This window comes from Nocardia neocaledoniensis (assembly GCF_003182135.1).
Lineage (GTDB): Bacteria > Actinomycetota > Actinomycetes > Mycobacteriales > Mycobacteriaceae > Nocardia > Nocardia neocaledoniensis.
Map to the genome: position 1 here is coordinate 61,655 of NZ_QGTL01000008.1, position 19,161 is coordinate 80,815.

Genomic DNA, 19,161 nt, shown 5'->3' on the forward strand with positions numbered 1-19,161 from the left:
GAGCGCGGAATCCGCGCCTACTCGGGGAGGGCACGCCGAATTCGGTGGCGCGCGGCGGATGGCGATGGCCGCCGGGACCGGCGTCGCGGCCCGGCGGACAGTGATCACTCCAGCACCGGGAAATTGGCGCGCAGGACACCGTGCGGATCGCGGGCCCGCTTGATTTCGCGGAGCCTGGTCAGCGTGGCCGGGTCGAAGGCCGTGCTCGCCGATTCGCCGGGGGCGAGGAACGTGTAGGGCTTGGCGCCGGTGATGTGGGTGCCGAGCCCGTCCACGATGGCCGCGAAGCCGGCCCGCACGTCATCGGCCAGGTGCGGTAGGCCCAGGCCGAGCAGGTAGAGCGCGTACGGCTCGGTGACCGGCCCGCGCGCCCCGTCGCCGCCGGGGCCGGTCGCGGCGAGCGCGCCGCCGAGGCCGCGGATCTGGATGTTGAGCAGGGGTGCGACCGGCGCCTCGATGATCGTCTTCACGACCGCGTCGCCGAGATCGGTGAGCAGCTCGCCGCGGGACAGGGACGGGGTCGGGTCGGTGGGTTCGGCGGTGATGGCGCCGATCCGGTCGGGCGTCATGGCGCCGCGGGTGTCGGTGAGCGCGCCCGCGATGGTGTCGAGCGAGCTGGTCAGCGCGCGGCCCTCGGCGGGGTCACCGAGGAAGGCGAAGTCGATGGCGACGGTCGGCGCGGCGCCGGGGAGCTGATAGCGCTGCAGCCATACCGAGAGCTCGGCGGGCGCCCCGGTGGTGAGCGCGGTGAACGTCTCGAAGGCCTCCGCGGTGCGGTCGGCGGGCCAGCTCACCCGGCCGCCGTAGAGCTGGGGCAGCTCGAACAGGTCGAACTCCAGTGCCGTGACGATCCCGAAGTCGCCACCGCCGCCGCGCAGCGCCCAGAACAGTTCGGGGTCGGTGTCGGCGCTGATCCGCTGCCGCTCGCCCGCCGCGTCGACGATCTCGAGCGCGGTGACCGCGTTCGCCGCCCAGCCGTGCGCGCGGGAGAACCACCCGAACCCGCCGCCCAGGGTGTAGCCCGTCACGCCGACGACGGGATTGCTGCCCGCCAGGCCGGTGAGCCCGTGGGCGGCCGCCGCGGCCTGGACGCGTCCCCACTGCGCGCCGGAACCGACGCGGGCGGTCCGCCGGTCGGGGTCGACGCTGATCTCGTCGAGCAGGCCGGTGCGCAGCAGGATGGCGCCGGCGATGTCGCCGGTGGCGCCGTGGCCGGTCGGCTGGGTCACCACGGTGCGGCCGGTGCGCTGGGCGTGGCGCACGACCCGCGCGATGTCGTCGGCGTCGGCGGCCGTGACGACCGCGGCGACCGGTTGGCGCACGGCGGTGTTCCACGGCCGCGCGGCCTGCTCGAAGTCGTCCTCGCCCGGCAGCAGGACCGTCCCGCGGACAGCGGTGCGCAGCGCGTCGATTCCCATGTTCTCCTCATTCCCTCGTGGCTTCACCGAGTCGACGACGCGGGGAAGGCGACTGTGACACACCGGGTCCGAGGACGGTGTCCACCAGGTCATCGACCTCGGTGGGGTCGAGCGCGTCGGGGGTCATCAACCGCCGGTAGATCACCGCGCCCGCGAGCGCGGTCGCGGCCAGTTCGGGGTCGGCGCCGGACGGGAAGTCCCCGGCGGCGATGCCGTCGCGGACCGCGGCCACGAGCGTCGCGCGGCGCTCGGCGTTGTAGCGGTGGAACAGCTCGCGCAGCTCGTCGTTGCGCTCGGCGGCGTCGATGAGCGCGGGAGTGCAGTCGGCGACGAGCGAGCCGGTGAACGCCGTCGCCAGGTGATCGACGATGGCGACGACGCGTTGGCGCGGGGTCAGGTCGGACAGTGGATCGGCGGCCGAGCCGGGTTGGACGTTGAGCGAGCGCAGTGCGTCGGCGATGAGCGCGAGTTTGCCCGGCCAGTGCCGGTAGACGGTGCTCTTGGCGACGCCGCTGCGGCGGCACACCGACTCGATGGCGAAGCCGCCGTAGCCGGCTTCGGCCAGTTCCGTCAGCGCGGCGGTGAGCACGCGGCGCCGGGAGGCGGTGATCCGCGGGTCGACGCGATTCTCGGCCTGGTCCATCAAGCTATCGTACGGTATCGTTCTATAGCGAGACGCTACCGTTTCGTAGTTGACCGTCGAAGGAGGTCGACATGATCAACGTTCGCTACATCGTCGACGATGTCGACGTGGCCGTGCGCTTCTACACCGAGCGGCTCGGCTTCGCCGTCGTCATGCACGCACCGGCGGATTTCGCGATGCTCGATCGCGAGGGCCTGCGGCTGCTGCTGAATCGCCCCGGCGCCGGCGGTGCCGGTCGCTCCGATGATCGAGGCAGACCCCCTGAACCGGGCGGCTGGAACCGATTCCAGCTCGCCGTGCCGGATGTGGACGAGGCGCTCGCCGAGCTCGACCGCGCCGGTGTGCCGGTGCGGACGGGTGTCGTGGGGGGAGGCGGCGGGCGGCAGGCCGTGATCGAGGACCCGGCGGGCAACCCGATCGAACTCTTCGAGCCGAAGACCAACGAGTGAGGCCCAGGTCGGGATCGCTCCCGGCCTGGGCCTCGGTGGGGGTGAGTGACGGGACTCGAACCCGCGACAGCCAGGATCACAACCTGGTGCTCTACCAACTGAACTACACTCACCATCGCCGGTGAATCACCGGCGCCGTAGATACTAGCGTGTTTCGGGCGTCAGGCCCTAATCCGCTGGTCGGGGGCTTGTTCCGGTGACATCCACGGCCTCGGTGACCGCTTCGGCGACCGCGGCGATCTCGGTGGTCGACGGCCCGGGCAGCGGGACGAACGCCGTGCGGCGGTAGTACTCGAGCTCGCGGATGGATTCCTTGATGTCGGCCAGCGCCCGGTGCGCCAGACCCTTTTCGGGCTGCCCGAAGTAGATGCGCGGGTACCAGCGCCGGCACAGCTCCTTGATCGAGCTCACGTCGACCATGCGGTAGTGCAGGTGCTCGTCGAGCTCGGGCATGTCGCGGGCGATGAAGCCGCGGTCGGTGGCGATCGAGTTGCCGCACAGCGGAACCGTGCGCGCGGTGGGCGCGTACTCGCGGATGTAGGCGAGCACCTCGGCCTGGGCCTGCTCGAGCGTCACCGTGGAACGCCGAACCTCTTCGGTGAGACCGGATTTCGCGTGCATCTCGGCGACGACCGGTGGCATGCAGGCCAGCGCGGCGTCGTCGGCGTGGATGACGATGTCGACACCGTCACCGAGGATGTTCAGGTCGCTGTCGGTCACGAGCGCGGCGATCTCGATCAGCTTGTCGCTGTCGAGACGGAGCCCCGTCATCTCGCAATCCATCCAGACCAGGAGTTTGTCGGACACCTGAGCCACCCTAACGGTGGGCGGGCGCGCCCGGGCGGCAGGTGTGTCGTGCGGGCGAGGCGGGACCAGGAGTTGACCGGCGGCGATACAGTTTGCCTTGATCTCCCCGCACCACGTTTCGAGCATTTCTTGCGTACGGCAGTTGTGACCAGACGGAGGACGCGCGATGACCACCCCCCAGGAGAAGGCGGCAGCGGCCCGCAAGGCGGCCGAGGAGGCGGCCCGGGTCGCCGCGGAGGCCGCGGCCGCCGCCGAGGCCGCCGAGCAGGAGGCCGCGGCCGCGAGCAGCGAATCATCGCCAGCGCCCGCGGCTTCCAGCGAGGCCGCCGAGATCGCCGCGGGCTACGCCTTCGACGGACCCGCGCTCGAACTCGGCACCGTGATGGTCGGTGGCGCCGCGGATCCCGCTGCGCGCGTGCGCATTCCGCTGCGGATGATGAACCGGCACGGCTTGGTCGCCGGGGCCACCGGCACCGGCAAGACCAAGACGCTGCAGGGCATCGCCGAGCACCTGTCGCGGGCCGGGGTGCCCGTGGTGATGGCCGACATCAAGGGCGACCTGTCGGGGCTGAGCGAACCCGGCGCCGACAACGACAAGATCAGGGCGCGCGCCGCCGAGACCGGCGCGACCGACTGGGCGCCGCGCTCGTACCCGACGGAGTTCGTCTCGCTCGGCACCGGCGGCATCGGCGTGCCGATCCGGGCGACCATCACCTCGTTCGGCCCGATCCTGCTCAGCAAGGTCCTCGGCCTCAACGACACCCAGGAATCCACGCTCGGCCTGATCTTCCACTGGGCCGATCAGCGTGGCCTCGCGCTGCTCGACCTGAAGGACCTGCGGGCAGTGATCACCCACCTGACCAGCCCGGAGGGCAAGGAAGACCTCAAGGGCATCGGCGGGGTCTCGGCGCAGACGGCCGGAGTGATCCTGCGCGCGCTGGTGAATCTGGAGGCCGAGGGCGGCGACACCTTCTTCGGCGAACCCGAACTCGACCCCGCCGACCTGCTGCGCACCGCGGGCGGTCAGGGCGTGATCACACTGTTCGAACTCGGTCAGCAGGCCGCGCGGCCGGTGCTGTTCTCCACCTTCCTGATGTGGGTGCTCGCCGATCTGTTCCAGACGCTGCCCGAGGAGGGCGATCTCGACAAACCCAAGCTGGTCTTCATTTTCGACGAGGCGCATCTGCTGTTCGCCGAGGCGTCCAAGGCGTTCCTGCAGCAGGTGGAACAGACGGTGAAGCTGATCCGGTCCAAGGGGGTCGGCGTGTTCTTCTGCACGCAGCTGCCCACCGACATCCCGAATCCGGTGCTGTCCCAGCTCGGCGCCCGCGTGCAGCACGCGCTGCGCGCCTTCACCCCCGACGATCAGAAGGCGCTGTCGAAGACGGTGCGCACCTACCCGAAGTCGGCGGTCTACGACCTCGAGGAGGCGCTCACCTCGCTGGGCACGGGCGAGGCGATCGTCACCGTGCTCTCGGAGAAGGGCGCGCCGACGCCGGTCGCCTGGACCAGGATCGCGCCGCCGAGCTCGCTGATGGACACCATCGGTGACGACGCCATCAAGTCCAAGGCGCTGTCGAGCCCGCTGCAGGGCAAGTACGGCCAGAGCGTCGACCGGGAGTCGGCCTACGAGATGCTGCTGGCGAGCGTCGCCGCCGCCGAACCGGAGCCGGCCGCGCCCCAGTCGCCGGGCCCCGCGCAGGCGCAGCGGGAGGAGGACTCCGCGGCCGAACGGATCATGAAGAACCCGGCGGTGAAGAGCTTCCTGCGCTCGGCGGCGAGCGCGGCGGGCCGGGAGATCAGCCGTAGTCTGTTCGGTACCCGCAGGCGTTAGCGCGCCCGAAAGCCCATGGTCTCGGTCAGCTGCTGCCGAACCAGCCCCAGGGGAACCAGTGGTGGCCGCCGCGGCCGCGGTCACAGCGGTCCCAGTCGCGGTCGTTCCAGTGGTTGCGGCCCCAGTCCTTGTCGCACCGGTGGCCGCGGTCGCGGTCGCAGTACTCCCAGTCGTGATGATTCCAGTTGTCGCAGCGCGGGTGGTGGGGGTTGGCGTGCACCACCGAGGGCGTGGCTGCGGGGAGGGCGACGGCGGGCGCCGCCGTCGTCAGCGGGAAGATGGCCGCCGCACCGGTCACCGCCGCGCACAGGATCAGCCGGCGCAGACCGGCCTCGTGTGTCGTCTCGGTCTTCATGATCGCCTCTTCCGGTGCGCTGGTCACCGGACTTCACGCACCGTGTGTCGAGTGTGGTTGACAATCCCCGACCACCTCGATCGTAGGCGTGTGACCGGGCCGACCACCAGCCCGGCAAGCCGCTGTTCGGCCGCAATGCCCGCCGCTACACCGCCGCGGGCGCGCCCGGCCGAGGCGGATCCGTGACCTCGCGCATCAGCAGGTCCGCGGTCGTCTCGCGGCGCAGCAGCTGCCTGGTCCGGCCGCCGCTGACGGCGACGATCGGCGGTCGGCCGACGGTGCGGTAGGTCGAGGCGAGGCCGTGGTGATAGGCGCCGGTGCAGGGCACGGCGAGCACTTCACCGGGACGCAGATCCGCGGGCAGTCGCACGCCGGTGGCGAGGAGTTCGCCCGACTCGGTGTCCCTGGCCGCGATCGACGTCGTCCGCTGGGCGCCGGTGGGGTGCCGGTTCACGACCACCGCGCCGTCGTGCCCGCGGCCTCGGCCGCAACCGCCGCCGTCGATGAGGACGCGGTGCCCGCCCTCGGCGGTCTCGGTGACGGCGAGCACCCGGTAGAGCGTGACCCCTGCCCTGGCCACGATCGCGCGCCCGGGTTCCATGGTGATCATCGGGCGGGGGAAGCGGTGGCGCGCGCAGCCGGCGTCGAGGGCGTCGTCGAGGATGTCGGCGAGCTCGCGCAGGTTCAGTTCGGCGTCGCCGCCGCGATAGGCCACCGCGTGCCCGCCGCCGATGTCGAGGTGGGTGAGCAGCAGGCCGTATTCGTGGTCGATCCAGGCCATTTCGCGGATCATCCGGCGGATCGCCTCGCCGTAGTGGTCGGGATTGTGGATCTGCGCGCCGAGATGGCAATGCAGGCCGGTGAGCCGGAGAGCGGGCTGGGCGGCGATCCTGGCCACGGCGGTCTCGAACGATCCGCTGCCCACCGGAAAGCCGAAATGCGAGCTGCCCGGGACATCGATGCCGGGGTCGACGCGCAGCAGCAGTTGCACCGGCTCGACCGCCAGCGCGGCCAGCAGGGTGATCTCGGTCAGCGAGCCGACGACGATGCGTCCCACGCCGCACTCGATGGCGGCCCGCAGTTCGTCGGAGGTCTTGCCATTGCCGTTCATGACGATCCGGCGTGGATCGATGCCGGCGGCGAGGGCGATCGACAGTTCGCCTGTCGAGCCGACCTGCACCGACAGCCCCTCCTGGGCGACCCAGCGCGCCACCTCGCCGACCATCAGGGCGGTGCCCGCGTAGACGATCTCGGCGTCGGGGAAGTGCTTGCGATAGGCGCGGCAGCGGTCCCGCACCTCGGCCTCGTCGACCACGTGGACGGGGGTGCCGAACTCGTCGGCGATATCGCTGAGCGCGACCCCGCCGAGCGTGACGCGGCCCTCGTCGTCGTAATGGGTGTCGGCGGGCCAGACGGCGGGATCCAGCCGCGGCACGGTGGTCGCGCGTAACGAAGGGAAGATCTCGAGCAACGTCACGGTGTCTCCTGGGGACGCCCCCGCGCTCCGACGGCGGGGCCGACTCCAGGACTACGCCGTTGGCGGGCCGCCGGACGCGCTGTTGACGAGTCCTTGACCCCCGGCCGGACGTTCCTGACGGGTTGCTGACACCGCCGCCCCGTCAGGGGTCGTTCAGCCGCCGAGCTTCTTGTAGAACGCGCCCGCGATCGGGGCGGTCACCGCGCGCGGGCCGTAGTTGCCCGCCACGCTCATACCCTTGCTGATCAGGCCGGGCACGATGCGCATCTTGTTGCGGGCCAGCGCGTCGATGGAGACCTTGGCGGTGTACTCCGAGGAGACCCAGAGGAAGTCGGGGACCATCTTGTCGACGATCGACTCGTCCTCGGGCGCCGGTGTTTCCGTGCGGACCGGGCCCGGGGCCAGCAACGTGACATGGACGCCGGTGCCCTTGAGCTCGCCGCGCAGCGACTCGGAGAAGGTGTTGGCGAACGCCTTGGACGCGGCGTAGGTGGCGTTGTTCGGGATCGGCATGTTGCCCGCGGCCGAACCGCTGATCAGGATGCCGCCCGCCTTGCGCTCGAGCATGCCCGGCAGCACGGCCAGGGTCAGATCGTGCACGGCGGTCGCGTTGAGTTCCATCTGCGCGCGCTCGTAGGCGAAATCCAGCTCGGCGACCGGGCCGAAGGTGGCGATGCCCGCGTTGTTGCACAGGACCGCGATGTCGCGCACCGCGAGCTCGTCGACCAGGCTGGCCCGCTGGGTCCGATCGGCGAGGTCGACCGCGCGCACCTCGGCGGTGATCCCGTGCGCCAGCGTCAGCCGCTGGGCCAGTTCGGTGAGGATCTCACCGCGCCGCGCGACCAGGATCAACGAGTAGCCGCGCCCCGCCAGCTCGGCGGCCAGCGCGGTACCGATACCGGAGGACGCGCCGGTGACGACGGCACGATTGTCTGCAGTGGGGGAGGGCAAGCTCACCCGGGCGAGCTTAGGGGATCTGCCCCTGACAGCGCCGACCGAGCCGGGATCGGGGGATCCGGTCATAGGCTGACAGTCGACATGACGGCACCGGTATCCAAACCCACCCGAAGGGTCGGTGGCTGCGAGCGCCGGTGGGTCGGCCGCGGGGGCGAGCGGAGGCGAGAGATCATGACCGGATCGCAGGTCTTCGGGATGGGGGACGAGCCGATGGCTGCGCCGACCTGGCCTGCGCTGACCGAGGACGAGATCGTCCGGGCGGTCGCCGCGACCTGGGGCGGACCGGGGCCCGCGGAGGTCGAATGGCGCAGTGCGCGCCCGCTGTCGTCGACGGTGGGTGTGCGGCTGGCCGACGGGGCGCGGCTGGTCGTGAAGCGGCTCCCGCTGCGCCTGCGTGACCAGGCAGCCCTCGCCGAGGAACACCGGTTCATGGCGCACCTGCGCACGCGGGGCATTCCGGTGCCCGAAGTCCGTGCCGCCGTCGGTCCCGCGAGGTTCGTCTACGAAGTCCAGCGGGCGGGGGTGGGGGAGGACCGGTACCGGGCCGACTTCTCGTGGACGCCGTACCGGGACGACACCGACGCGGCGGGAGCTGGGGCCATGCTGGCGCGCCTGCACCTTGCCGCCGAGGGCTATGACGCACCGGCCCGTCCCGCGCGCCCCCTGGTGGCGAGCCTGCACGGAGACGGTGTCGCGAGTGCGTTCGACTGGCACCTCGCCCGGCGCCCGGCGCTGGCGCGATTCCTTGCCGACCGCGACCGGCGTGCCGAGATCCCGGAGACGCGAGTCGATCTCACCGGGGTGGCGCCGCTGTGGACGCACGGTGACTGGCATCCCACGAACCTGCTCTGGGATCGCGACGAGGTGTCCACCGTGTTCGACTTCGGTCTCGCCGACCGCACCGCCGCCGTCTTCGACCTGGCCACCGCCGTCGAACGTACTGCGGTGGACTGGGTTTCGCTGCGCGACAGTGGTCCCGCGCATGTTCGCGACGACCAGGTGCGCGCTCTGCTCGAGGGCTACCGATCGGTGCGCCCGCTCGACCGCGCCGAACAGATCGCGCTCGCCGACCTGCTCCCGCTGGTCCACATCGGCTACGAGCTCTCGGAGATCGACTACTTCCTCACCGTCGCCGGCGAACCCCGAAATGCCGACATCGCTTACCAGGATTGGCTGCTCGGTCACCTCGCCTGGTTCCGCACACCGGCGGGCCGATCGCTGCGCGCCCTCGTCCGCGACTGTGCCGCCGGGTGACCCGAGAAGTCGCTCGCCCGGTTCCCCTCGACATCACCACGCCGGGCGACCGCCGTCGGGCCCTGCCGCGTGGCGGACTCGGGCAGCTCCGGCCGCGCAATGGTGTGGCTCATCGTGGCGCCGCGCGCGCACCCGCCGAGAAGAGCACCGCCCCGCCCACCGGATGCGAGTTCGGCGGACGGGGCGGTGCGACGATCGTCCGTCGCGTCGGACGACCGGGCTCGGGGGACTACAGGCGCGCCGCCAGACGGGTGCCCTGGTCGATGGCGCGCTTGGCGTCGAGTTCGGCGGCCAGGTCGGCGCCGCCGATGAGGTGCAGGTCGACGCCCGCCGCGCGCAGCGGCTCCTCCAGCTCACGCACCGATTCCTGTCCGGCGCAGACGATCACGTTGTCGACCTCGAGGACGCGCGGCTTCTCGTGCTTCTCGCCGAAGCTGATGTGCAGCCCCCGGTCGTCGATGCGCTCGTAGTTCACGCCGCCGACCTGCTCGACGCCCTTGGCCTTGAGCGCGGCACGGTGCACCCAGCCGGAGGTCTTGCCGAGGTCCTTGCCGAAGGGGGTCGACTTGCGCTGCAACAGCACCACGTCGCGGGCGGCGGGGGCGGGCTTGGGCTGCTTGAGCTGGCCGCGGACCTGCTCGTCCTCGGAGTCGACGCCCCACTCTTCCTTCCACTCGTCGAGCTTGAGCGTGGGATGTCCTTCGACGGTGAGGAATTCGCTCACGTCGTAGCCGATGCCGCCCGCGCCGATCACCGCGACCTTCTTGCCGACCGGCTTGGCCTCCTTCACCAGCTCGGCGTAGGACAGCACCATCGGGTGGTCGATGCCGGGGATGTTCGGGATGCGCGGGCGCACGCCGGTCGCCAGCACCACCGAGTCGTAGCCGCCCGCGAGGAGTTCCTCGGCGGTGACGCGCTTGGCGAGATGCAGGGTGACGCCGGTGAGTTCGATCTTGCGGCGGAAGTAGCGGATCGACTCGTCGAACTCCTCCTTGCCGGGGATGCGCCGGGCGATGTCGAACTGGCCGCCGATCTTGTCGTCGGCCTCGAACAGGTCGACGTGATGGCCGCGCTCGGCCAGGCTCACCGCCGCCGACAGCCCGGCCGGGCCCGCGCCGACCACGGCGATGCGCTTGGCCCGTCGCGTCGGCAGCAGCTGCAGCGTCGTTTCGCTGCCCGCGCGTGGGTTGACCAGGCACGACACCTTCTTGTTGCCGAAGGCGTGGTCCAGGCAGGCCTGGTTGCAGGCGATGCAGGTGTTGATCTCGTCGGTGCGGTCACCCTTGGCCTTGTTGGCCCATTCCGGGTCGGCCAGCAGCGGGCGCGCCAGCGAGATCAGCGCCGCGTCGCCGCGGGTGAGGATCTCCTCGGCGATCTCGGGCATGTTGATGCGGTTGGACGCGCACACCGGGATGTTCACCTTGCGGGCGATCTTGGCGGTGAACTCCACGAACGCCGCGCGCGGTACCGAGGTGACGATGGTGGGCACCCGCGCCTCGTGCCAGCCGATGTCGGTGTTGAGGATGTCGACGCCGACGGCCTCCAATTCCTGTGCCAGCGCGACGATCTCGTCGAAGGTCTGGCCCTTCTCCACCAGCTCGGCCATCGACAGCCGGAACACGATGATGAAGTCGGGGCCGACCGCGGCGCGGATGCGCCGGGCGATCTCCACCGGCAGGCGGCGCCGGTTCTCCGGCGTGCCGCCCCACTTGTCGGTGCGCTTGTTCACCCGTGGCGCGAGGAACTGGTTGATGAAATAGCCCTCACCGCCCATGATCTCGCAGCCGTCGTACCCGGCGAACTTGGCCAGCTCGGCACAGCGGGCGTAGTCGTCGATCGTGTTCTCGATGCCCTTGGCCGAGAGCGCACGCGGCTTGAACGGGTTGATCGCGGACTTGATCGCCGAGGCGGAGACGCTGGTGGGCATGTAGGAGTAGCGGCCGGCGTGCAGGATCTGGATGGCGATCTTGCCGCCCTCGGCGTGCACCGCCTTGGTGATCCGGCGGTGCCGGTAGGCCTCGGTCTTGGTGGTGAGCTTGCCGCCGAACGGCAGCAGCCAGCCGGTGCGGTTGGGCGCGTAGCCGCCGGTGATGATCAGGCCGACGCCGCCGCGGGCGCGTTCGGCGAAGTAGGCGGCCAGCTTGTTGGTGTCCCAGGCGCGGTCCTCGAGACCGGTGTGCATGGAACCCATGACCACCCGGTTGCGCAGGGTGGTGTGGCCGAGGTCGAGTGGTTCGAACAGGTGGGGGTATGCGGTCATGGGCGATGGTCACCTTTTCGCGGTCGCAGGGCCTGCAGTACTTCGTCGCACCATTCGACGTAGCCGGACTCCGCGCGGATGCCCGCGCGCAGCACCAGGTACTGGTGCAGAGCGGTGCCGGAGAGCTGATCCGGCGCCGGGAAGAATTTCTTCTCGCTGAGCTGGTACTCGTCGAGGCGCCGCGCGTGCTGCTCGCGGTGGCGGGCGACCTCGGCGCAGACGGCGTCGAGGTCGCCGTACGCGGCGCCGCGCACCTTCACGCCCAGCTCGGAGTTGGCCGGGCTCGACTCGGTGGGTTCGGCGATCCAGCGGGCCAGTTCGGCATGGCCCGCCGGCGCCACCGAATACACCTTCTTGTCGGGTTTCCCCTGCTGTTCGACCGATTCCACGGTCACCCAGCCGGAGTCCTCCATACGCTTGAGCACCCGGTAGATCTGCTGGTGGGTGGCACTCCAGAAGTAGCCGATCGACTTGTCGAATCGGCGCGCGAGCTCGTAGCCCGACCCGGCGCGTTCGCTGAGCGAGACCAGCAGCGCGTGTTCGAGTGCCATGGGGGGAGCGTATCCGGAACGCTCGGTACTATGCAACCAGGTTCATATGTTCGGCGGCGTGCCGAAACGCGCGTGTGTCCTGCCGTGCGGGCCGGCGCGCATTACGCTTCGGCCATGACCGAGGTGAACGCGTCCGCGACCGTCGGCGAGGCGGCCGGACGCGGGCAGGTAGTGGCGTGGGGACTGTGGGACTGGGGATCGTCGGCCTTCCAAGCCGTCACGCTCACCTTCGTGTTCTCGGTGTATCTCACCGACAAGGTCGGCGACGACCTGCCGGGCGACACTCCGGCCAGCGCCTGGCTGGGGTGGGCACTGGCCGCCGCGGGCCTGGTCGTGGCGTTGACGGCGCCGGTCTGCGGGCAGTACTTCGACGCGGTGGGCTCCCGCAAACGCGCGCTGGCGACCCTGACCGCGCTCACCGTGGGCGCGATGTCGCTGATGTTCTTCGTGCACGACGACTACCACGACCTCTGGCTCGGCCTGGCCCTGCTGGCCTTCGCCTCGGCGGTGTTCGAGCTGGCCGGGGTGCCCTACAACGCGATGATGCGCCAGGTGTCGACGCCGGCGACGGTCGGCCGGGTCTCCGGATTCGGCTGGGCGATGGGCTATTTCGGCGGCATCGTGCTGCTGCTCATCTGCTACGTGGGATTCCTGGCCGGTGACGGCGACAGCCGCGGCGTGCTGGGGATGCCCACCGATCAGGGCCTCAATGTCCGGCTGGCGATCGTGCTGGCCGCGGTCTGGTTCACGGTCTTCGCGCTGCCGGTGCTGTTCGCGGTGCCCGAACTGCCGCGCACCACCGCCGATCCCGGCGCGGCGCGGGCGGGTTTCCTCGGCTCCTACCGGGTGCTGTGGCGCGACGTGCGCGAGCTGTGGGACAGCGACCGGCACACCGTGTGGTTCCTGCTCGCCAGCGCGGTCTTCCGCGACGGACTGGCCGGGGTGTTCACCTTCGGCGCGGTGCTGGCGGTGCAGGTGTACGGCTTCGCCGACGCCGACGTGCTGCTGTTCGGGATCGCCGCCAATGTGGTGGCAGGCGCGGCGGCCATCGCGGCGGGACGCTTCGACGACCGGCTCGGGCCCAAGCGGGTGATCGTGGCCTCGCTGATCGGGATGCTGCTGTGCGGGCTGGTGCTGCTCGTGGTCTCGGGATCGCTGATGTTCTGGATCTTCGGGCTCGCCCTCACCGTGTTCGTCGGCCCGGCGCAGGCCTCGGCGCGCTCGTACCTGACGCGGCTGGCGCCGCCGGGGCGCGAAGGTCAGCTGTTCGGCCTGTACACGACCACCGGGCGGGCGGTGTCGTTCCTCGCGCCCGCGCTGTTCGGGGTGTTCGTCTCGGTGTTCCACAGCGATCGCGCCGGGATCGCCGGGCTGCTCGTCGTGCTGGCCGCGGGGTTGCTCGTGCTGCTGCCGGTGCGCGCGCCCGCCACCGCGCACGACGCGAAATAGTGGTACTTCACTACGCGTGCGGGACCGGTGTTGTGTGTACGCCCGTACTCTGAGTTTCAGGCTATGCCCGGTGTGCGGTGTGTTACACCATGGACCGCATGCGGCCACAGCACCGGAAACACCCCTCAGTCAGCGGTTTTGGGCACCCAGCCGCCGATGCCCAGCGCGATCAGGCGCATCTGCATGACGGTGCGTTCGACCACCGCCGCCTCCTCGCGCGGTGTCGCCGCGACATAGGCCGCGATCCCGTCGGTGACCGTGGTGACCAGTAGGTCGGCCGCGATCTCGAGCTCGGTGGTGCTCCAGGTGTCGAGCGCGCGCAGCCGGGACAGGTCGGCCACGATCTCGCGCACGATCAGCTGCATCTCCCGCGCGATCTCCTGGCGCAGTGCGGCCGGGCCGCCGTGGCGCTCCCGGATGAGGAAGCCGAACAGCGCGCGCTTGGCTCCCACCTGCTCGAAGACGAACCGCACCGTATCGGCCAGATGCGCGTCCGGCTTGCGCCTGACCTCGCGCAATGCCAGCCGCAACGCCGTCACGCCCTCGTCGACCAGGGTGGCGCCGAGATCGTCGAGTGAGGCGAAATGGCGATAGAACGCGGTCGGCACGATCCCCGCCGAGCGGGCGATCTCGCGCAGGCTCAGCGCCGCGAACCCGCGGTCGGCGGCCAGCGCCAGGGTGCCGTCGAGGAGGGCCGCCCTGGTGTGCGCTTTGCGCTCGTTGCGGGTTCCTGCCTGCTCAGTCACATCGGTGAGCATACATCCGTGCACCATAGTCGCTTCCCTCGAGATGTTGCCCGGCTCACATCTTTGCCGGTTGACAGTGGGCCGGGGCCATCCGGCACACTAGTGAGTGTACAGGCGTGCACTGAAATGTGAATGGCATGCCGAAGGACTTCCGCAGAGGGGCAAGACGCATGGTTGGCCTGATCGATCTGGTGCAGACGTTGACGACGCCGCACCCGTTGGACCGGTATCTGGAGCTCGTCAGCCCGGCGCGCACCGCCAGGGAGCTGCGCGCCGAGGTCACCCACGTCTCGCACGCCGTGCCGGACTCGGTGACCCTCACCCTGCGGTCGTCTCGGCAGTGGCGCGGCCACGCCGCGGGCCAGTACGTGCAGATCGGCGTCTCGATCAACGGTGTGCGCCACACCCGCTGCTACTCGCCGATCGACCCGGAGAGCCGCGGCGACCGCTTCATCCAGCTGACCGTCCGCCGTCACCCCGGTGGGCTGGTCTCGAACTACCTGCACGAGCACGCCAAGCCCGGCATGGTCGTCGACCTGGCGCCGGCCGCCGGCGTGTTCGCGCTGCCCGAGCGGCGCCCCGACCGGGTGCTGCTGATCAGCGGCGGCAGCGGCATCACCCCGGTGCTGTCGATGTTGCGTACCCTCGATGCCGAGGGCTTCGACGGCGAGGTCACCTTCCTGCACTACGCGCGTTCGCCCGAGTTGGTGCCGCACCGTGCGGAACTGACCGCGATCACCAATCGCCGCCCCAACGTCCGGGTCGAGTACCGGTACCCGGTCGAGCCGGGCACCGTCGTCGACGGCGAAACCTCCACCGGCAGTGGGTTCTTCGACTACGACGAGCTCGAGCGGGTGGCGCCCTGGTTCGCCGACGCGCAGACCTTCGTCTGCGGGCCGCCGCCGCTGATGCGCGCCGTGCGCACCATCTTCGAGGCCGAGGGTCTCGAGGACCGGGTGCACAGCGAGGAGTTCACCCTCACCACGGTGCCCACCGACCCGGCCGAGGCCACCGGCACCGTGACCTTCTCCGACAGCGCCGTCGCCGCCGACAACACCGGAGCATCGCTGCTCGAACAGGCCGAATCGGCGGGCCTGACCCCGGAGTACGGCTGCCGCATGGGGATCTGCTTCTCCTGCACGGCGACCAAGGTCTCCGGCTGCACCCGCAACCTGCGTACCGGCGAACTCGACGCCGATCCCGACAAGCAGATCCAGATCTGCGTGAACACCGCTGTCGGCGACGTCGACATCGCTCTCTAGACGACCGAACACAACCAAGGGGAGACACAGCCATGACGATTCTCACCGAAGGCAAAGACGGCCCGGTCATCCTGACCCCCGACCAGGTCGAGGAACTCGGCCAGGCGCTCGACGACCTGCGCGCCCGCATCGAGGCCGACCTCGGCGAGCGCGACCGCGACTACATCTACAAGATCATCAAGACCCAGCGCGGCTTCGAGATCGCCGGCCGCGGCCTGATGTACCTCGGCTTCCTGCCGCCGTTCTGGCTGGCCGGCGTCGCCGCGCTCGGTGTGTCGAAGATCCTCGACAACATGGAGATCGGCCACAACGTCATGCACGGTCAGTACGACTGGATGCGTGAGCGCGGCATCAACTCCCGCGAATTCGACTGGGACACGGTCTGCCCGGCCGACCAGTGGAAGCACTCGCACAACTACATGCACCACACCTACACCAACGTCCACGACATGGACCGCGACATCGGCTACGGCATCCTGCGCATCGACGAGGGCCAGAAGTGGAACCCCTACTACCTGGGCAACCCGCTCTACGCCTTCCTGCTGATGGTGCTGTTCGAGTGGGGCGTGATGGTGCACGACCTCGAGGCCGACAACATCGTCAAGGGCAAGCGCACCTGGGCCGAGCTCAAGCCGCTGCTCAAGGGGCAGGCCAGGAAGGCCGGCAAGCAGGTCCTCAAGGACTACGTCGTCTTCCCGGCGCTGACCGGCCCGCTGTTCCTGCACACGCTGGCGGGCAACGCCGCGGCCAACCTCGTGCGCAACCTGTGGACCTTCTCGATCATCTTCTGCGGCCACTTCCCGGCCGGTGTACAGACGTTCACCAAGGAGGAGACCGAGGTCGAGACCCGCGGTGAGTGGTACGTCCGGCAGATGCTCGGCTCGGCCAACATCAAGGGGTCCAAGCTGTTCCACATCATGTCGGGCAACCTGTCGCACCAGATCGAGCACCACCTGTTCCCCGACATCCCGGCCAACCGGTACCCGGAGATGGCGCCCGAGGTGAAGGCGCTGGCCGAGAAGTACGGCCTGCCCTACAACACCGGCCGTTTCTCGAAGCAGATCGGCTCGGTCTGGGCCAAGATCTTCCTGCTGTCGGTGCCGGATCGCTTCGTCAAGAGGGCGCCCAAGCCCGGTGTTATCGTGATGCGTAATCGGAAGGCAACCGAAGTGGGCGTGTAAATGATCGGGAAATTCGAAAGCAACAAAGATCTCGTCCAGGAATTGACGTCCTCCGGTGCCAGGCATGTCGGCAACATCGCGGCCCTGATCACCGGGGTCGTCGCCGAGGTCGCCAGGGAGATCGGTGAGTTCGTCACCGACGCGATCGAGATGAACGAGGCCGCCGCGGCCGCGCGCCGCGACGCCGAACAGCATCTCGACGTGGAGCCGGAGTTCGGCCGAGCCGTCGACCTCGACGAGCCGGCCGCGACCGAGCCCGCGCCGACGGTGTTCGCCGACGCCGACGTCGCCCCCGGCGACAAGGCCGACAAGGCCTGAGGCTCACCACACCGGCAGCCGCCTGCGGTGCTCGGTGACATCGGTGATCAGGTCCCGGTAGCCGTCGGTCAACTCGGCCAACCGGCACCAGTGCAGATGGGTGCGTGCCTCCCGTTGCCGCGGTGTCGTCATCTCGACCGGATCGCCGCCCAGCGCCTGCTGGGCGGCGATCCATTTCGCTGCCATCCGATCGATCACCGCGCCGAGCGTCTCGGTGTGCAGCGACGCGCCCGCGCGGTGGGCGACATGGACCGCGACCCATTCATCGATCCGCGCGATCAGGCCGGCGCGCTCGCGGTCGATGTCGTCGATCACCTTGCCGCAGGCCGCCACCCGGCTGCTCGGCATGCCCGGCACCCGGGCCGTCTCGATCGCGGCACGCCTGCGTTCGTGGTGACGGGCGAGTCCGCCCGCCGCGTCGAGCACGGGATGTCGCCCGTCATCGGGCCCGCCGCGTTCCAGGAAGGCCCGTATCAACGCCGACGGCGGCGGAATCTGCGCGGTATCCACACGGAGGCCGGGATCGATCGGCATGGTGCACGCCCCTGGGAAATATCGAGCTGGCGGATACGCGGAGCCGGAGAGGACTCGAGACGTGTACTCCCCGGCGCCGACGCAGCCCCACCCCGGGCGTCGACGAATATCCGCGACGCTGCGGCGAGGAAGACGACCCGGGAAATCGGGACCCTCTCAGGAAAGCGCGATTCGGCGCGCCCGCGCAATAGTGCGGTGTACAAAACGCCGGGGCAGTGGAAATCGTTATCGACCGTTACGGCGGTGTCACCGGCGGACGTCTTCGGTGTGACGCGGCGGCGCACTTCCGGCAATCGGATCCACGGAGGCCGCCGCGAATCCGCGCGTATGGACTAGCCTCGATAAATGTGCCCGCCTATGTGTCCTCACCCGAACTGACCTTCGGGTTCCTGTTCGCGTTGGAAGACCCGCAGCGAATCGCCGATGTCGTCGGCGATCTGATGGAGCGGCGCGCCATCTCGGTGTTCCGGATCGCGCGCCTGTCCGACGACGCGGGCCCGCCCGAACGCTATGTGGTGAACTGGGCCGCCATCCCGCAGATCTCGATCACCACCAGCGCACCCGAGGCCACCGACCTGCGCGAACAGCGGATCATGCTGGTAAACGCCTTCCTCGGGGAGAACGGCGAAGTGAGTCTGTACTCGGGAAACCCGCACGCGCCGAGCTGAACCCGCTCACCGCGCCGACTCGTAGATGCGGCGCACCACGTCCTCGATGCCGGGCTCCTCGATCGACAGATCGCGCACCTTCGCCCGATCCGACACCGCGGCCAGTAACGCCGCCGCGGTGGTGTGCTCGGCGTCGAAGGCCAGCCGCTGGCGCATCCCGCCCGCCTCGCTGGAGAGCAGCTGCGCCCCGCACGGCAGGTCGTCGAGATCCGGTGCGGGCGCGGCCAGGTCGACCACGAGCACCCGGCGCGCGCCGACAGTGGCGCCCAGTCCGGTGAGTGAACCGTCGTACACCAGCCTGCCGTGATCGACGACGAGCACCCGCTCGCAGAGCCGTTCGATGTCGCCCATGTCGTGGGTGGTGAGCAGCAGTGTCGTCCCGCGTTCGATCCGCTCGGCCCGCAGGAATTCGCGCAGCCGCTGCTTGGAGATCACGTCGAGGCCGATCGTCGGCTCGTCCAGGATCACCAGTTCCGGCGAATGCAGCAGTGCGGCGGCCACTTCCGCGCGCATGCGCTGCCCCAACGAGAGCTGGCGCACGGGGGTGTCGAGCGTGTCGGCCATCTCGAGCTGCTCGACCAGCTCGTGGGTGCGTTTGTCGGCGATGTCGGGATCGAGCCGGTGGATCGCCGCGAGGATCGAGAACGACTCGTGCAGCGGCAGATCCCACCACAGCTGGGAGCGCTGCCCGAACACCACGCCGATCCGCGCGGCCAGCTCCCTGCGCTGGCGCACCGGTTCGAGCCCGCAGGTGCGGACGGTGCCGGTGGTGGGCACCAGGATTCCGGTGAGCATCTTGATCGTGGTCGACTTGCCCGCGCCGTTGGCGCCGATGTAGCCGACGGCGGAGCCGCGTTCGATCCGGAAGCTCATCCGGTCGACGGCGGTGATGGTGTCGCGATGTCTGCGCCAGCGGCTGCCGTTCTTGCGATAGACCGTGAACTGGCGGGTGAGGTCGTCGATGTCGATGATCGGTTCGGTGCCGTGCTCGTGCATCG

General features: G+C 69.9%; 19 protein-coding genes and 1 tRNA gene. 8 read left to right on the forward strand and 12 right to left on the reverse strand.

Going from position 1 to position 19,161, the window contains the following annotated elements; all coding sequences use genetic code 11:
- Window positions 1-104: 104 nt before the first annotated feature.
- Complete coding sequence (locus DFR69_RS21440) at window positions 105-1,418, reverse strand: FAD-binding oxidoreductase (protein ID WP_110039410.1); 1,314 nt, start codon at window positions 1,416-1,418, stop codon at window positions 105-107.
- 7 nt (window positions 1,419-1,425) lie between these two features.
- Window positions 1,426-2,061, reverse strand: a complete 636-nt coding sequence (locus DFR69_RS21445) for a TetR/AcrR family transcriptional regulator (protein WP_110039411.1) — start codon at window positions 2,059-2,061, stop codon at window positions 1,426-1,428.
- 71 nt (window positions 2,062-2,132) lie between these two features.
- Between DFR69_RS21445 and DFR69_RS21450 the strand changes: the two genes are divergently transcribed.
- The gene (locus tag DFR69_RS21450) at window positions 2,133-2,510 is read left to right on the forward strand and encodes a VOC family protein (protein ID WP_110039412.1); all 378 of its coding nucleotides are present in this window, start codon (window positions 2,133-2,135) and stop codon (window positions 2,508-2,510) included.
- 36 nt (window positions 2,511-2,546) lie between these two features.
- On the opposite strand, the gene DFR69_RS21455 is transcribed toward DFR69_RS21450, so the two are convergent.
- Together DFR69_RS21455 and orn are read right to left on the reverse strand one after the other, a co-directional pair.
- Window positions 2,547-2,624: transfer RNA gene (locus DFR69_RS21455), tRNA-His, on the reverse strand.
- Window positions 2,625-2,678: 54 nt separating this feature from the next.
- Window positions 2,679-3,317, reverse strand: coding sequence for an oligoribonuclease (gene orn, locus DFR69_RS21460; RefSeq protein WP_167456361.1), 639 nt, complete (start codon window positions 3,315-3,317; stop codon window positions 2,679-2,681).
- A 166-nt stretch (window positions 3,318-3,483) separates the two neighbouring features.
- On the opposite strand from orn, the gene DFR69_RS21465 reads away from it, so the two are divergent.
- Complete coding sequence (locus tag DFR69_RS21465) at window positions 3,484-5,151, forward strand: helicase HerA-like domain-containing protein (protein ID WP_110039414.1); 1,668 nt, start codon at window positions 3,484-3,486, stop codon at window positions 5,149-5,151.
- 25 nt (window positions 5,152-5,176) lie between these two features.
- On the opposite strand, the gene DFR69_RS21470 is transcribed toward DFR69_RS21465, so the two are convergent.
- From DFR69_RS21470 to cmrA, 3 genes are all read right to left on the reverse strand, one after another.
- A complete protein-coding gene (locus tag DFR69_RS21470) occupies window positions 5,177-5,533 on the reverse strand; it encodes a hypothetical protein (RefSeq protein WP_110039415.1) in 357 nt (118 codons plus the stop codon).
- A 118-nt stretch (window positions 5,534-5,651) separates the two neighbouring features.
- On the reverse strand, window positions 5,652-6,983 hold the full coding sequence (locus DFR69_RS21475) for a diaminopimelate decarboxylase family protein (protein ID WP_110039416.1): 1,332 nt from the start codon (window positions 6,981-6,983) through the stop codon (window positions 5,652-5,654).
- A gap of 153 nt (window positions 6,984-7,136) precedes the next feature.
- Window positions 7,137-7,940: a mycolate reductase gene (cmrA, locus tag DFR69_RS21480; RefSeq protein ID WP_110039417.1), complete on the reverse strand. Its 804-nt coding sequence runs from the start codon at window positions 7,938-7,940 to the stop codon at window positions 7,137-7,139.
- Between the two features lie 171 nt (window positions 7,941-8,111).
- On the opposite strand from cmrA, the gene DFR69_RS21485 reads away from it, so the two are divergent.
- Window positions 8,112-9,194 (forward strand): phosphotransferase enzyme family protein, encoded by a 1,083-nt coding sequence (locus DFR69_RS21485; protein ID WP_208644029.1) that lies wholly within the window; start codon window positions 8,112-8,114, stop codon window positions 9,192-9,194.
- A 229-nt stretch (window positions 9,195-9,423) separates the two neighbouring features.
- On the opposite strand, the gene DFR69_RS21490 is transcribed toward DFR69_RS21485, so the two are convergent.
- Window positions 9,424-11,454 (reverse strand): NADPH-dependent 2,4-dienoyl-CoA reductase, encoded by a 2,031-nt coding sequence (locus tag DFR69_RS21490; RefSeq protein WP_110039418.1) that lies wholly within the window; start codon window positions 11,452-11,454, stop codon window positions 9,424-9,426.
- Window positions 11,451-12,005: a PadR family transcriptional regulator gene (locus DFR69_RS21495; protein WP_110039419.1), complete on the reverse strand. Its 555-nt coding sequence runs from the start codon at window positions 12,003-12,005 to the stop codon at window positions 11,451-11,453. The genes DFR69_RS21490 and DFR69_RS21495 overlap by 4 nt, the downstream gene beginning before the upstream one ends.
- A 114-nt stretch (window positions 12,006-12,119) precedes the next feature.
- Here DFR69_RS21495 and DFR69_RS21500 point away from each other — a divergent pair, with 114 nt between their 5' ends.
- Window positions 12,120-13,454 carry an MFS transporter gene (locus DFR69_RS21500; protein WP_110039420.1) on the forward strand — a complete coding sequence of 445 codons (1,335 nt, stop codon included), beginning with the start codon at window positions 12,120-12,122 and terminating at the stop codon, window positions 13,452-13,454.
- A gap of 125 nt (window positions 13,455-13,579) precedes the next feature.
- Here the strand turns inward: DFR69_RS21500 and DFR69_RS21505 are convergent, their stop codons facing one another.
- The gene (locus DFR69_RS21505) at window positions 13,580-14,227 is read right to left on the reverse strand and encodes a TetR family transcriptional regulator (protein ID WP_167456362.1); all 648 of its coding nucleotides are present in this window, start codon (window positions 14,225-14,227) and stop codon (window positions 13,580-13,582) included.
- 143 nt (window positions 14,228-14,370) lie between these two features.
- On the opposite strand from DFR69_RS21505, the gene DFR69_RS21510 reads away from it, so the two are divergent.
- From DFR69_RS21510 to DFR69_RS35335, 3 genes are read left to right on the forward strand one after another with little or no spacing between them, the layout of a single operon-like run.
- Entirely contained in the window at window positions 14,371-15,462 is a 1,092-nt protein-coding gene (locus DFR69_RS21510; protein ID WP_110039422.1) for a ferredoxin reductase, read from the forward strand.
- Between the two features lie 32 nt (window positions 15,463-15,494).
- Window positions 15,495-16,643, forward strand: coding sequence for a fatty acid desaturase family protein (locus tag DFR69_RS21515; protein WP_110039423.1), 1,149 nt, complete (start codon window positions 15,495-15,497; stop codon window positions 16,641-16,643).
- Complete coding sequence (locus DFR69_RS35335) at window positions 16,644-16,961, forward strand: hypothetical protein (protein ID WP_110039424.1); 318 nt, start codon at window positions 16,644-16,646, stop codon at window positions 16,959-16,961.
- Between the two features lie 3 nt (window positions 16,962-16,964).
- Here DFR69_RS35335 and DFR69_RS21525 read toward each other — a convergent pair whose 3' ends face one another.
- Window positions 16,965-17,495, reverse strand: coding sequence for a DUF4254 domain-containing protein (locus DFR69_RS21525; protein WP_167456363.1), 531 nt, complete (start codon window positions 17,493-17,495; stop codon window positions 16,965-16,967).
- Window positions 17,496-17,842: 347 nt separating this feature from the next.
- On the opposite strand from DFR69_RS21525, the gene DFR69_RS21530 reads away from it, so the two are divergent.
- Window positions 17,843-18,163 carry a hypothetical protein gene (locus DFR69_RS21530; protein ID WP_110039425.1) on the forward strand — a complete coding sequence of 107 codons (321 nt, stop codon included), beginning with the start codon at window positions 17,843-17,845 and terminating at the stop codon, window positions 18,161-18,163.
- A gap of 6 nt (window positions 18,164-18,169) precedes the next feature.
- On the opposite strand, the gene DFR69_RS21535 is transcribed toward DFR69_RS21530, so the two are convergent.
- On the reverse strand, window positions 18,170-19,159 hold the full coding sequence (locus DFR69_RS21535) for an ABC transporter ATP-binding protein (protein WP_110039426.1): 990 nt from the start codon (window positions 19,157-19,159) through the stop codon (window positions 18,170-18,172).
- Window positions 19,160-19,161 lie beyond the last annotated feature (2 nt).

Bases quoted from the DNA above. Each gene is read 5' to 3' on its own strand.
- DFR69_RS21440 (WP_110039410.1), bottom strand. From the start codon at position 1,418: ATGGGAATCGACGCGCTGCGCACCGCTGTCCGCGGGACGGTCCTGCTG.
- DFR69_RS21445 (WP_110039411.1), bottom strand. From the start codon at position 2,061: ATGGACCAGGCCGAGAATCGCGTCGACCCGCGGATCACCGCCTCCCGG.
- DFR69_RS21450 (WP_110039412.1), top strand. From the start codon at position 2,133: ATGATCAACGTTCGCTACATCGTCGACGATGTCGACGTGGCCGTGCGC.
- DFR69_RS21465 (WP_110039414.1), top strand. From the start codon at position 3,484: ATGACCACCCCCCAGGAGAAGGCGGCAGCGGCCCGCAAGGCGGCCGAG.
- DFR69_RS21485 (WP_208644029.1), top strand. From the start codon at position 8,112: ATGACCGGATCGCAGGTCTTCGGGATGGGGGACGAGCCGATGGCTGCG.
- DFR69_RS21490 (WP_110039418.1), bottom strand. From the start codon at position 11,454: ATGACCGCATACCCCCACCTGTTCGAACCACTCGACCTCGGCCACACC.
- DFR69_RS21495 (WP_110039419.1), bottom strand. From the start codon at position 12,005: ATGGCACTCGAACACGCGCTGCTGGTCTCGCTCAGCGAACGCGCCGGG.
- DFR69_RS21500 (WP_110039420.1), top strand. From the start codon at position 12,120: ATGACCGAGGTGAACGCGTCCGCGACCGTCGGCGAGGCGGCCGGACGC.
- DFR69_RS21505 (WP_167456362.1), bottom strand. From the start codon at position 14,227: ATGGTGCACGGATGTATGCTCACCGATGTGACTGAGCAGGCAGGAACC.
- DFR69_RS21510 (WP_110039422.1), top strand. From the start codon at position 14,371: ATGGTTGGCCTGATCGATCTGGTGCAGACGTTGACGACGCCGCACCCG.
- DFR69_RS21515 (WP_110039423.1), top strand. From the start codon at position 15,495: ATGACGATTCTCACCGAAGGCAAAGACGGCCCGGTCATCCTGACCCCC.
- DFR69_RS35335 (WP_110039424.1), top strand. From the start codon at position 16,644: ATGATCGGGAAATTCGAAAGCAACAAAGATCTCGTCCAGGAATTGACG.
- DFR69_RS21525 (WP_167456363.1), bottom strand. From the start codon at position 17,495: ATGCCGATCGATCCCGGCCTCCGTGTGGATACCGCGCAGATTCCGCCG.
- DFR69_RS21535 (WP_110039426.1), bottom strand. From the start codon at position 19,159: ATGCACGAGCACGGCACCGAACCGATCATCGACATCGACGACCTCACC.